Here is an 11,979-nt window from a genome sequence, read left to right on the forward strand (position 1 = left end):
CCGGCTGTCCACCGCTGGGGCCGAGGCATGACCGACCTGAAAGCGACGGGCCCGGTGTCGCACACCGGCACCACTGTGCCCCCCCGACAGCACCGTGCTGCGGACCGGGACGCTGTCCTGGCTCCTGCCGCGCCGCAGCGGAGCTCGCCGCCGCACTGCTCCTGCATCGCCCTCGCGGTGACGGCGAGTTCGGCCGGAATGAGCCTGTCGCAATCCGTCTCCGGACCCCCGCGTCTTCGCCCGGCCTCATGGTCAGCGCCGCGCTCGGCATCGCGGGCTGCCTCACCCGGACCCTGGCGGGCAACCGCCTCGCCACCCCCGGCAGGGCCTGCTGCGCCAGGGGGCCAACCGGACGAGACGGTCGACGAGGCCCTCGTGAAGGAGCTCTACGGAGTGGACGCCGACATACTCGGCGCACCGGGCGACGGCTCCCCGGTCGTGGTGCCCAGGGCCCGGCCGCTCAGGTAGCGGACGTGACGGGCGTCGTCTTCCGCACGGCCGGACGGGACGGCCGGGTCCGGGGGCCGAACACGGCCAGGGCCACGGCGCCCACCATCCACACGCCGGCGATGAAGTAGAAGACGCTCTGGTAGCCGGTGCGGTTGTAGAGCGCCGCGATGATCAGCGGACCCGCGGCGTTCGACAGCCGGCCGATCCCGTAGGTGATGCCCGTCCCCAGGGAGCGGCTCCGGGTGTCGAAGAGCTCGGGGGAGTAGGCGTACGCCAGGGCGGTGTAGCCGCGCTCGAAGAGGTTCACCAGGAAGCCGAAGATCACGATCAGGATCGGGTCGAAGGTCAGCCCGTACAGCAGACCGCACAGCGCGATGACCGTGCCGAAGGCGACGAGACACCACTTGCGCTCGAACCGGTCGGTGACCAGGGAGGCCAGGAAGGAGCCGAGGGGCGCGCCGACGGTGGTGAGAGCGATGTAGAAGACGGACTTCTCGACGCTGAAGCCCTCCTTGGACAGCAGGGTGGGCGCGAAGCTCGAGTAGCCGAAGAAGCCGATGGTCTGGGTCACCCACAGGACGGTGAGCAGGAGCGTCGGTGCGAGGTACCTCTTCTGCAGCAGCAGACGCACCGGCGCCCTGACCGCCGGGGGCTCCTCGACGGGCTCCGCCGGTTCCGCCAGCGGCCCCTTCTCGGCGCTCACCGAGGCCTCGATCTCACGCAGGACCGCGTCGGCCGCGGCGTGGTCACCCTTGCTCTCGTGCCAGCGGGGGGACTCCTTGAGGTGCTTGGAGAACAGCACCAGGAGGACGCCGAGCGCACCCCACAGGTACACCAGCCGCCAGGACCAGTCGCTGAGCGGGACGACCAGACTGGCGATCAGGTTGGTGGCCGGTGTGCCGCAGATGCCGATGACCATGGCGTACGCCTGGTACTTGCCGCGGACGGCGGCCGGATACATCTCGTTGACGTAGATGACCGCCACGACGGTCATCGCGGACAGGCCCGCCGAGGTGAGGACCCGGAAGACGCCCAGTGAGAAGACGTCCCACGAGAACACCGAGACGAACGAGAAGAATCCGAAGAACAGTGTGGTGCGGAGCAGGGTCTTCTTGCGGCCCCACCGGTCGGCGACGGCTCCCGCGACGATGGAACCGATGAACATGCCGACGAACGACAGCGAGGTGACGTAGGCGACCTGATTGACCGTCACGCCCCAGAGGTCGATGAGCTTGGGGGCGGTCGTCGCGAAGCTGTTGATGTCCGCGAACTCGAAGAAGTAGGCGAAGGCGACGGCCAGCAGGGTGGTCTTGTGGAAACGGGAGATCGGCAGCCGGTCCAGCCGGTTCGCCGCATTGGCGTGCTGCATGGGGACGGTCCCTGTCGGAGTGCGGGTGGGGAGGGAGTCAGATGCCTTCGCCGGGCCAGTACAGGCTCATCGGGTTGTCGACGAGGAGGCGGCGCTGCTCCTCGGAGGTGACCGCGACCTGCGGCACGTAGTCGACCAGGAGCCCGTCGTCGGGCATGTGGTCGGTGAGATTGGGGTGCGGCCAGTCCGTGCCCCAGAGCACCCGGTCCCCGAACTCCCGGACCACGCGGCGGCCGAAGGGCACGACATCCGCGTACGGGTGCTCCTCCCCGTCGAGGGCGGCGGGACCGGTCACGCTGAGGCGCTCGGGGCAGGTCACCTTCACCCATACGTCGTTGGCGCCGACGAAGCGGAGGAAACGGGTGAACTGCGGGCCGCCCACCGGCAGAGTCACGTCCGGCCGGCCCATGTGATCCACCACGAGGGGGGTGGGCAGGGAGCCGAAGAAGTCCTCCAGCTCGGGAAGATCAGCGCTCTCGAAGTAGAGCACGATGTGCCACCCCAGCGGAGCGATCCTGTCGGCGATTCTGGTCAGGTCCTCCTTCGGGGAGGTGTTGACCAAGCGGCGAAGGAAGTTGAAACGCACCCCGCGCACCCCCGCCGCGTCCAGCTCGCGCAGTTCGGCGTCGGAGATGTCCGGCCGGACGGTCGCGATGCCCCGCGCCCGGTCACCGGCCGAGCGGACGGCGTCGGTCATCGCGGTGTTGTCGGCGCCGTGACAGGTGGCCTGGACGATGACGGCGCGGCTGACTCCCAGACGGCCGTGCAGAGCGGCCAGCCGGCTCTTGCCCGCGTCGCACGGCGTGTACTTGCGCTCGGCGGCGAAGGGGAACTCGTCCTGCGGGCCGAACACATGGCAGTGGGCGTCGACGGCGCCCGCCGGGAGCCGGAACGCGGGTACGGACGGCTCCTGGTGCCAGTCCAGCCAGCCAGGGGTCTTGGGGGAACGCACACTCATGGGATCTCCTCGTGGTTCATGGGGGGAGGCGCGGGGTGCACCCGGGTGCGCGGGGGCGGCGGACCGGGCGGGGTCGCCCGCGTCCGCTTCGCGTCGCCGCGCCCTCGGTCAGTCGATGTAGCGCAGCCCCGCGGCCTCGAGCGGGCCACGCATGCCGTACATGTCGAGGCCGAGCTCTCCCGCGGCGAGGCGGCGGCGCTTGTCCGCCTCGTTGTCCTCACGGCGGCGGGAGGCGTTCGCGACCTCCGCGACCCGGCCGGCGGGTACGACGACCACGCCGTCCGGGTCCGCCACGACGACATCGCCCGGGTGCACCAGCGCGTTGGCGCACACGACGGGCACGTTCACCGAGCCGAGGGTGGCCTTGACGGTGCCCTTGGAGTTGACGGCACGGCTGAAGACGGGGAAATCCATCTCCCGCAGTTCTCCGACATCACGGCACCCGCCGTCGATGACCAGACCCACGCCACCGCGAGCGCGGACCGACGTGGCGAGCAGCTCGCCGAAGAACCCGTCCTCGCACTCGGTGGTGCACGCCGCCACGAGGACGTCGCCCGGCTGCAGTTGCTCCACGGCCACATGCAGCATCCAGTTGTCACCCGGCTGAAGAAGTACGGTCACCGCGGTGCCGCGGAACGCCGCCCCCGGATAGACGGGGCGGATGTACGGGCGCATCAGACCGGTGCGGCCCATGGCCTCATGGACCGTGCTGACACCGAACGGCTTCAGGGCCTCGACGTCCGCACGGTCCGGGCGTTCGACCGTGCGGTGGACGACTCCGAGTTCGTACATGGCTGTGCTCACTTCCTTCCGCGGGGTTCAGCGGCCCTGACGCTTCAGCAGGGCGTCCAGGCGTGGGTACACGGAGCGCGCGTTGTGCTCCTGGATGTCGGCCAATCCTTCCGGGGACAGCCCGGCGGCCTCGGTGTAACGGCGCGTGTCGTCGAAGTGGTGACCGGTCCGGGGGTCGATGTCGCGGACGGCGCCGATCATCTCCGAGGCGAAGAGGATGTTGCGGGTGGGGACGACGTCGAAGAGGAGGTCCGAGCCGGGCTGGTGGTAGACGCACGTGTCGAAGAAGACGTTGTCCAGGACGTGCTCCTCGAGCGGCGGCTTCCCGAGTGCCGTCGCCAGACCGCGGAACCTGCCCCAGTGGTAGGGGACCGCGCCGCCGCCGTGCGGAATGACCAGCCGGAGCGTGGGGAAGTCCGTGAACAGGTCGCCCTGCACGAGTTGCATGAACGCGGTGGTGTCGGCGTTGAGGTAGTGCGCCCCGGTCGTGTGGAACGCGGGGTTCACGCTGGTGCTGACGTGCACCATCGCGGGGACGTCGTACTCGGTCATCTTCTCGTACAGCGGGTACCACGAGCGGTCGGTGAGGGGAGGGGCGGTCCAGTGGCCCCCGGAGGGGTCCGGATTGAGGTTCAGCGCGACGGCGCCGTACTCCTCGACGCACCTGGTGAGTTCCGGTACGCAGGTGGCGGGGTCGGTGCCGGGTGACTGCGGAAGCATGGCAGCGGGGGCGAAGCGTTCCGGGTAGAGCCGGCTGACGCGGAAGCACAGCTCGTTGCAGATGGCCGCCCACTCGGCGGAGGTGCTGAAGTCGCCCACGTGGTGGGCCATGAAGGACGCCCTGGGCGAGAAGATCGTCATGTCGATGCCGCGCTCGTCCATCAGCCGCAGCTGGTTCGGCTCGACGCTCTCGCGCAACTCGTCGTCGCTGATCTTCGGATCGGCCCTCAGCGGGGAGGCGGACGGGTCCGAGAGTCCGGCGATCTGCTGATTCCGCCAGGTCTCCAGCGCGGGCGGGGCCGTCGTGTAGTGGCCGTGGCAGTCGATGATCATCGCGTTCCTCTGTGAAGTGCCTGCGGGTGTTGCCTGCACGCATCGCCTGCGCGCACGAGCCGGAGGGATGCTCGCCGGGCTGTCCCACCCGGCCGTCCGTTCACGTCACCGTAACGGTCGATGAAATTGTTGACAATATGCCTGACGAGAAAGTTTCAGGCATCATCGCTGGTGTCGCGGTGTGGGTTCACGCGGTGTGGGATGTCCCGACGATGTGCGAAAGGCGGAGGGGTGACGTCGAATCAGGTCACCGGCCGGACAGGCCGGAACGCGGTCTCCAGCGGTATCCGGGAGGCGCTCGCGGCGGGCGACATGGTGCCCGGACAGCGCCTGGTCGAGCAGGAGTTGTCCGAGGTCTTCCGGGCGACGCGGAGCTCGGTGCGGGAGGCGCTGCAGGATCTTGCCGCCGAAGGGCTGGTGGAGCTGATTCCCCGGCGCGGGGCGCGGGTGCGGGTGATCTCGGTCGAGGAGGCGATCCAGATCACCGAGTGCAGGGCCCTGCTGGAAGGTCTGTGTGCCAGGCGGGCGGCGGAGTACGCCTCCGACGAGGTGCGTCAGGAGCTGAAGGACATCGGCTCGGCGATGAGCAGGGCCGTGGCGGACGGTGACCCGGACGCCTACTCGGTGCTGAACCGCAGGCTGCACGAATGCGTCGGTGAGGTCAGCGACCAGAAGGTGGCGCAGGCCCTGCTCGAGCGGATGAACGGCCAGATGGTGCGCTACCAGTTCCGGCTCGCTCTGCGCCCGGGCCGTCCGGCGCAGTCGCTGCCGCAGCACCTGGCGATCATCGACGCCGTGGTCGCGGGCGACCGCGACGCGGCGGAGGCGGCCGCGCGGGCGCACGTCGAGAGCGTCATCGCGGCGCTGAAGGACACCCCCGTGGCGATCCGCCTCGGCTGACCGGGCAGCCGGTCACGCCCCGCCCGGTCAGGCGGCGAGCAGGCCGAGGAACGCGGAGAGCTTGCTCCTGGTCCGCTCGATCTGCTGTTCGAGGGTAAGTGACTCCTCGAAGCGCCCGCCGGGGGCGGGGTCCTTCTTGCCGCGTACGTACAGGGAGCAGGCCAGGTCGGTGCACAGGTAGATGCCCACCGAATTGCCGTCCCGGCCGGCCTGTCCCCGCTTCCGGGCGGTCATCAGCGACACCCCGCTGCCGGGGTGCGTGGTCAGGCAGACCGAACACATGCTGCGGTGCAGGAAGCCGCGCTGATGGGACGGGAAACGGAGCGTGATCCCGATGAGCTCGCCGTGCAGCTCGGTGACGATATAGCTCCGGTCCGGCGCCGAGAGGTCACGCCAGCCCAGGAAGTCCAGATCGTCCCACCGGCGCTCCTCCAGGTCGCGGGGCATCGGCAGGCGCTTCGCCTCCCCCTTCGAGCAATTGACGAACGACGCGCGGATGTCCTGCTCACGTACGGCTCTCATGGCACCGACGCTAACTCTGCCTATGAGGCCTAGGCAAATGATTAATTGCTCTAGGTCCCCACCTGGGGTGCGGCGATCCGCAGGTGGTGGGCAGCCGGATGGGCGATGCCGAGATCGGGACGCCAGGCCGACAGGATCTGGGCCGACGGGTCGAACAGAGGGCTCGGCAGCTCCTCGGGGACGGTCCACCGCCACACGCTGATGAGATGCGGTTCGGTGACCCGGGCACTCGCGGACTCCGCTTCCACCAGCGCGCCCATGCTGATCCGGTTGATGCCGCCCACCACGTCGTGCACCATCGCGAAGACGGTCACGGCGTCCACGGGTACCCGTAGACCCGTCTCCTCGCGCAGTTCGCGGGCGGCGGCCGCCGCGACCGACTCGTGCGTCGGGTCGACCTTGCCGCCGGGAAGCTCCCAGGTGCCGCCGTGATGCCTGCCGAGCAGGATCCTGCCCGCCGCGTCGCGCACGACGACGCCCACCCCGAAGGAGGCCTGGGCGAGCGGCGGGCGGGCGTTCCGCGGCGGGACGTTCGTGGAATCGGTGGTCATGCGCTGCCTGCTCCCGGCCGGTCGGATGCGGGCCCCCGGAATCCCAGGGCCCCAAGGACCCGGTCATCCTCACACGGAGGTCACGCCACCAGGTTCAGAGTGGTGTCCGAGACTCCGAGCCGAATGGACTGGCCCCACGTCAGCTCCAGTGCGTCGGACTCCATCCCGTCGCCGAACACCACCATCCGGTCCGACTCGACGGTGAGCCTGAGGCCGTCCCGGCGCCCCAGTTCGCCCGCGACCATCGAGGTGCCGGTGACCGGTGACGGCCAGGCCTCGCGCACGAACCAGACCAGCCGGGGATCGGAGGGAGCCGGCAGCCGCAGCGGGCTGCCGCGCTCGGTCCACAGGGAGCGCAGCCAGCCGGTGGAGCCCGTCCCCGTGCCGACCAGGACACCCGACGACGCCTGGGACTCGCCGGCGGACGGGGCGCCGTCGGGGCCGATGCGATAGCGGGCGGTCTGGTGGCCGGACGATCCGAGGTAGATCTCGTTGAGGGCGAGCAGCCGCTGTGTGTCGTCGGCGACGGCCTCGGTCATCGTGAGGGCGTCCACGTGTCCGTCGGGTGACAGGGCGGCCCGGCACAGAGCCGCCGTGTCGCGGGCCCGGTGGCGTACGAGGACCCCCGGGTTGCGGCCCGGATCGCTGTCGATGCCCACCACCGGCTGTCCGGACAGGTACTTCGCGGCGTTGGCGACCAGTCCGTCCTGCCCGACCACGACGACCACGTCCTCGGGCCCGAACAGGAAACGGTCGAGGTCCGCCCGCTCCACCCGGGAGCGCCGCCACCGCAACGGCACGGCGGCCGCCACCTCGGTGAGTGCCCGCTCGTTGCGCCGGTGGCGCTCGGCCACCTCCTCGATGGACCGGCCGCGGCCGGCGAGCACGAACGCGGCCTGCCCGTGTGTGCCGTGCCGCGCCAGGAGTTCCTCGTACTCGGTCGTACGGTGCACCAGCACCGCGCGCGGGGCCAGGCTCACGCCCGCGCCTCCGGCTCCGGCCTGGCGAGTCGGCCGAGCAGGCCCGTCAGGACGTCGGGGGAGAGGGTGAGGCTGTCGATGCGTGGCAGGTTCTCGGCCAGCCGCGTCGCGGCCAGGGCGTGCAGCGTGCCGGGATCGACATCCGCGTGCGCCCGCAGCCAGGCCGCCTGGGCCTCGGCGCGCGCCGCACCGATGTCGCGGGCGGCCTCCGCCTCCGCGCGGGCCAGCCGCACGGTGCGGGCGGCCTCGGCGGCCGTACGCACTCCGTCGGCCGCCGACTTCTCCTCGGCCTCCCGGCGGGCGTTGGTACCGCGCTGGTCGACCAGCTGCTCCTCGCGGCGCGCGAGCTCGATCTTGCTGGCGAGCTCGTTCTCGGCGATCGTTCGCTCGCGCTCGACCGCGACCGCCCGGCGCTCGTACACCGACCGGTCGGCCTCCTGCTGGATCTGTTCCCTGGCCGGGGTGCGCAGGGCGCGCTCGACCTCCGCCTCGGGGCGGATGGCGACGACGCGCACGGCGACCACGTCGATGCCGGTGGCGGGCAGCCGGGGCTCGGCGGCGAGTCCGTGGGCGACCCGCTCCCGTACGGCGGCCACCCCGTCCACGAGGGCGGCTGCGAGCGGAGTGCGGGCCAGGACGTCCAGGGTGTGCTGCTGCGCGGTCTCGGTGAGCAGGGTGGCGAGCTGCTCCAGCGGCGCACCGCGCCAGACCCCGGTGTCGGGGTCCACCGAGAAGTCGAGCCGGGCGGCGGCCTCGGCCGGGTCGCTGATCCGGTAGGTGACCGTGGCCTGCACGGTGACGTCCTGGAAGTCGGCCGTGCGGGCGTGGAACGCCATCGCCAGCTCCCGGTCGTCGACCGGGACCTCGGAGAGCGCCGCCGAGAGCGAGCGGTACCAGAAGCTGATCCCGGGGCCGTCATGGGCGAGCCTGCCGCGATGGTGGTGGCGGATGTGGGTGGTGGGCGCGGAGCGCAGGTGGCGCCAGCCGAAGCGCCGGGTGATGTCAGCCATGTCGGGACCCCCTCTTTCTCGTCATGGAGACGATAATGGATCCCGATAGATATCGTCAAGAGGACGAGAAAGGGGGTGGGTGGGAAAAATGCGGCCGGCCGGTGGTCTCCTCGGAAACCACCGGCCGGCCGGTGTGCGCCGTCCCCGTCCCCACGGTGCGGCGCGCGGGTGGGCCGTCGTCATCCGCTCGGGCGACGGCCCACGTTCATCAGGTCCCGCCGCCCTGGGTGGCGGGCGGGGAGGTGGGGAGTCCGAGTGCGGGAAGTACGGCGCACTCGATGAAGCGGGCGAGGAAGGCGTCGTCGTCGTAGCGCTCCCGCAGGAGTGGCCGGGCGCGCATGACGCCGAACATCTGGGCGGCCACGTAGTCCGCCGCGGGGTTGCCCGCCTCGATCTCGCCTCGCCGGACGGCGCGCTCGACCATCGCGTCGATCGCCCTGATGGCCGGTGTGATCAGAGTGGAGCGCAGGGCGCAGTGCAGGTCGGGGTTCTGGAGTGCGGCGTGGCTGAGTGCGTGCATCAGCGCGGTGTCCTGGTTGGACGCCGCCTCCACCACCCGTGCCGCCTCGTGCAGGTCGCCCCTCAGGCTGCCGGTGTCGATGTCCGAGAACAGGGTCCTGCGGGTGCCGTGCAGCGCGGCGACGACCAGCTCCGGCTTGGAGCCCCACTGGCGGTAGAGCGTGGACTTCCCGCACCGGGTGCGGGAGGCGACGCCCTCCATGGTCAGTGAGTCGTAGCCGCTCTCCCGGAGCAGGTCCAGCACGGCGGAGTAGAGCTCCTGCGCCCGCTCCGGTGTGATCTTCGACCGGCGTGACGCGGGTACGGACTCCTGTGCTGAACCGGGCGACGGCATCTGCTTCCCTCTCTGCGACTCTGCGGCGGGGACCCTCGGTACGCCAGTGTACCGATACGCCAGTGTACCGATACGCCGACGTATCGGTACACTGGCGTATCGATACGGCATGGACTGGCCATGCGGTACGTCGTCACAGCGCATCGTCAGCAAAGGGGCACGGGTGATGTACACCCGCAGTGAGCCTGCGGAGCGGGAGCCGGACACCTCAGCCCGACCGCCCCTCGTCCGTGAACTGCTTCTGGTAGCCGGACTCTTCCTCGTCTACAAACTCGGCCGGCAGGCCGCGAACGGCCATGTCGAGGAGGCCTTCCACAACGCCGGCCACGTATGGAGCTTCGAGCGAGCCCTCGGGCTCCCCGGTGAAGGAGCCGTGCAGAGCGTTCTGCTGCACGACACCACGCTCGTCCAGGCGGCGAACACCTACTACGCGGCCGTGCACTTCCCTGCCACCCTGGCTTTCCTCGCCTGGCTGTACTGGCGCCGCCCGCGCCACTACGTCTGGTCCCGGCGCATCCTGGCCGTGCTCACCGGCGCCGCGCTCGCACTGCATCTGCTCTTCCCGCTCGCCCCTCCGCGGATGCTGCACACGGCGGGCCTCGTCGACACCGGGCAGGTCTACGGCCCCACGGTGTACGGAGACACCCCCGCGACCGACTCGATGGCCAACCAGTTCGCGGCCATGCCCTCACTGCACTTCGGCTGGGCCCTCGCGGTCGCCGTCGGGCTGATCGTCGCCACGCGCTCCCGCTGGCGCCTGCTGTGGCTGCTGCACCCGTTGTTCACCCTGCTGGTCATCGTGGGCACCGCCAACCACTACTGGCTCGACGCGATGGTGGTCTCCGCGCTGCTCGCCGTCGCCTACGCCGCGCTCCGGCTGCCGCGCACGCCGGTCCGTACGCACCTGTCCTGGCCGATGGTCGTCCCCGCGCAGAGCTACGCGTCCCCCGCGTACGCACGGTCCGGAGTGCGGCGATGAACGCCACACTCATAGCCGTCGCGCTCTCCCTCGTCTCCGCCGGCGCCTACGCGGCCGCCGCGGTGGCGCAGGCCCGGCTCGCCGGCCGGACCGAAGCCTCGGCCGGAGCGCTGAGCCTGCTGGGCCGCGGAGCCTGGTGGTCGGCGGTCGGCCTGAACGCCGGCGGAGCGCTGCTGCACGTCGCCGCGCTGAAGTACGGACCGCTCACCCTGGTCCAGCCGCTCGGCGCGCTCACCCTCGTCGCCGCAGTCCCGCTCGGGGCCCGCTCCGCGGGCCGCCGGGTCAGCCGTACGGAATGGCGCGGCACGCTGCTCACCCTCATCGGTCTCGCCGCGCTGCTCCTGGCCGCGGGCGGCGCCTCGCCGCACGACACACTGAGCCTCCCCGAGGCCCTGGGCGTCGGGGCCGTCACCATGGCACTCGTGGCCGCGCTCAGCCGCCCCGGCACCCGCCCCGGCCTCCGGCACGCCGCGGCGTCGGGCGTCACGTCCGGGGTGGCCTCCGCCCTCACCCAGACCCTGACGGTCGCCGCGACCGACCACTCGGGCCCGCTGCTGAGCTGGCGGCTGGTGATGGTGGCGGCACTCGTCTCCGTCTTCGCCCTGGGCGGCCTGCTGCTCTCCCAGACCGCCTACCGGGGTGGCCTCGGCGCGCCGCTCGCCGTCGTCACCCTCGCCAATCCGGTCGCCGCCGCCGCGATCGGCCTGGTCCTGCTCGGCGAGCGCCTCCAGGGCGGACTGCTCGGCCTGGTCCCCGCGCTCCTCGGCGCCGGGGCCGCCGTGCAGGGCGTGATCCTGCTCAGCCGCGCGGCGCGGAGCGCGGCCGGGGCCGTTCCCGCGCCGGCCGACGTCACCAGGCAGCGGTCGAGGGTCGTCATCACCGGTGGGCCTGTCACCGCCCCACGCGCCACCGAGCCGCTCACGCTGCGTCCGGAACCGGTCGGTTCCCCGGGCGGCGGCCCCGGTTAGGAAACGTCCGAAGAGCGGGGCGTCCGGGTGCCGCCCCGCTCTTCGGAGCCCTCCAGGTCGTCGAGCGCCCTGGTCAGCCAGCCCGTCCAGAAGGTCTCCAGGTCGATGCCCCCGCGCAGCACCAGGTGGCGCAGCCGGTCCTCCTCGGTGGTCCGCTCCGGAGGGAAGTCCCGCTTCTCGATCTCCAGATACTCCGCCAGCTGCTCCTGGTGCAGCGCCAGGTGCCTGCGCAGTTCCCCGGCCAGTCCCGGGGCTCCGACCACGGCGGCCGCCCGCATCCTCAGCAGCAGCGGATCGCGGACCGGCCGGGGATCCTCGGCCAGGGACACCCAGGCCGTCAGCTCCTCGCGACCCGCGGCCAGCACCTCGTACTCTTTCTTCTGCCCCCGGGCCGGCTGCGCCGTGGGCAGGACCCGGATGTGTCCGGCCTGCTCCAGCTTCCCCAGATCGCGGTAGATCTGCTGATGCGTGGACGGCCAGAAGTAGCCGATCGACCGGTCGAACCTGCGCGTCAGTTCGAGACCCGACGACGGCTTCTCGAGCAGGGCGGTGAGGATCGCGTGCGGGAGTGACATGGAGTGCATCCTAGGGACC

13 protein-coding genes and 1 pseudogene are annotated in these 11,979 nt (G+C 71.2%); 4 read left to right on the forward strand and 10 right to left on the reverse strand.

Annotated features, from left to right (window positions below):
- Positions 1–342 precede the first annotated feature (342 nt).
- Positions 343–468 (forward strand): annotated as a pseudogene (gene fecE, locus ACFYQ5_RS19080) (Fe(3+) dicitrate ABC transporter ATP-binding protein FecE); the annotation flags it as partial.
- Here the strand turns inward: fecE and ACFYQ5_RS19085 are convergent.
- The 4 genes from ACFYQ5_RS19085 to ACFYQ5_RS19100 form a co-directional block, all read right to left on the reverse strand.
- A complete protein-coding gene (locus tag ACFYQ5_RS19085; RefSeq protein ID WP_389198813.1) occupies positions 461–1,819 on the reverse strand; it encodes an MFS transporter in 1,359 nt (452 codons plus the stop codon). The pseudogene fecE and the gene ACFYQ5_RS19085 overlap by 8 nt on opposite strands.
- A 37-nt stretch (positions 1,820–1,856) precedes the next feature.
- On the reverse strand, positions 1,857–2,777 hold the full coding sequence (locus ACFYQ5_RS19090; RefSeq protein ID WP_389198814.1) for an amidohydrolase family protein: 921 nt from the start codon (positions 2,775–2,777) through the stop codon (positions 1,857–1,859).
- Between the two features lie 108 nt (positions 2,778–2,885).
- Positions 2,886–3,569 carry a 4-carboxy-4-hydroxy-2-oxoadipate aldolase/oxaloacetate decarboxylase gene (gene ligK / locus ACFYQ5_RS19095; RefSeq protein WP_389199097.1) on the reverse strand — a complete coding sequence of 228 codons (684 nt, stop codon included), beginning with the start codon at positions 3,567–3,569 and terminating at the stop codon, positions 2,886–2,888.
- A gap of 27 nt (positions 3,570–3,596) precedes the next feature.
- On the reverse strand, positions 3,597–4,622 hold the full coding sequence (locus tag ACFYQ5_RS19100; protein WP_389198816.1) for an amidohydrolase family protein: 1,026 nt from the start codon (positions 4,620–4,622) through the stop codon (positions 3,597–3,599).
- Between the two features lie 201 nt (positions 4,623–4,823).
- Between ACFYQ5_RS19100 and ACFYQ5_RS19105 the strand changes: the two genes are divergently transcribed.
- The gene (locus ACFYQ5_RS19105) at positions 4,824–5,522 is read left to right on the forward strand and encodes a GntR family transcriptional regulator (protein WP_389198818.1); all 699 of its coding nucleotides are present in this window, start codon (positions 4,824–4,826) and stop codon (positions 5,520–5,522) included.
- 27 nt (positions 5,523–5,549) lie between these two features.
- Here the strand turns inward: ACFYQ5_RS19105 and ACFYQ5_RS19110 are convergent, their stop codons facing one another.
- The 5 genes from ACFYQ5_RS19110 to ACFYQ5_RS19130 all read right to left on the reverse strand — a co-directional run bounded on the left by ACFYQ5_RS19110 (position 5,550) and on the right by ACFYQ5_RS19130 (position 9,438).
- On the reverse strand, positions 5,550–6,044 hold the full coding sequence (locus ACFYQ5_RS19110) for an FBP domain-containing protein (RefSeq protein WP_389198820.1): 495 nt from the start codon (positions 6,042–6,044) through the stop codon (positions 5,550–5,552).
- A 50-nt stretch (positions 6,045–6,094) separates the two neighbouring features.
- Positions 6,095–6,595: an NUDIX hydrolase gene (locus tag ACFYQ5_RS19115; RefSeq protein WP_389198822.1), complete on the reverse strand. Its 501-nt coding sequence runs from the start codon at positions 6,593–6,595 to the stop codon at positions 6,095–6,097.
- Positions 6,596–6,675: 80 nt separating this feature from the next.
- Positions 6,676–7,575, reverse strand: a complete 900-nt coding sequence (locus ACFYQ5_RS19120; RefSeq protein WP_389198824.1) for a hypothetical protein — start codon at positions 7,573–7,575, stop codon at positions 6,676–6,678.
- Entirely contained in the window at positions 7,572–8,585 is a 1,014-nt protein-coding gene (locus ACFYQ5_RS19125) for an SPFH domain-containing protein (protein ID WP_389198826.1), read from the reverse strand. Before ACFYQ5_RS19125 ends, ACFYQ5_RS19120 begins: the two co-directional genes overlap by 4 nt.
- A 208-nt stretch (positions 8,586–8,793) precedes the next feature.
- Positions 8,794–9,438: a TetR/AcrR family transcriptional regulator gene (locus ACFYQ5_RS19130; RefSeq protein ID WP_389198827.1), complete on the reverse strand. Its 645-nt coding sequence runs from the start codon at positions 9,436–9,438 to the stop codon at positions 8,794–8,796.
- 163 nt (positions 9,439–9,601) lie between these two features.
- Between ACFYQ5_RS19130 and ACFYQ5_RS19135 the strand changes: the two genes are divergently transcribed.
- Both ACFYQ5_RS19135 and ACFYQ5_RS19140 read left to right on the forward strand, forming a co-directional pair.
- The gene (locus tag ACFYQ5_RS19135; protein ID WP_389198828.1) at positions 9,602–10,417 is read left to right on the forward strand and encodes a phosphatase PAP2 family protein; all 816 of its coding nucleotides are present in this window, start codon (positions 9,602–9,604) and stop codon (positions 10,415–10,417) included.
- On the forward strand, positions 10,414–11,385 hold the full coding sequence (locus tag ACFYQ5_RS19140) for a hypothetical protein (RefSeq protein WP_389198829.1): 972 nt from the start codon (positions 10,414–10,416) through the stop codon (positions 11,383–11,385). The genes ACFYQ5_RS19135 and ACFYQ5_RS19140 overlap by 4 nt, the downstream gene beginning before the upstream one ends.
- Here ACFYQ5_RS19140 and ACFYQ5_RS19145 read toward each other — a convergent pair.
- The gene (locus ACFYQ5_RS19145; RefSeq protein ID WP_389198830.1) at positions 11,382–11,960 is read right to left on the reverse strand and encodes a PadR family transcriptional regulator; all 579 of its coding nucleotides are present in this window, start codon (positions 11,958–11,960) and stop codon (positions 11,382–11,384) included. The two genes, ACFYQ5_RS19140 and ACFYQ5_RS19145, sit on opposite strands and share 4 nt — an antisense overlap.
- Between the last annotated feature and the right edge of the window lie 19 nt (positions 11,961–11,979).

It is taken from the genome of Streptomyces sp. NPDC005794 (assembly GCF_042871445.1).
In the GTDB taxonomy this organism is placed as follows: domain Bacteria; phylum Actinomycetota; class Actinomycetes; order Streptomycetales; family Streptomycetaceae; genus Streptomyces.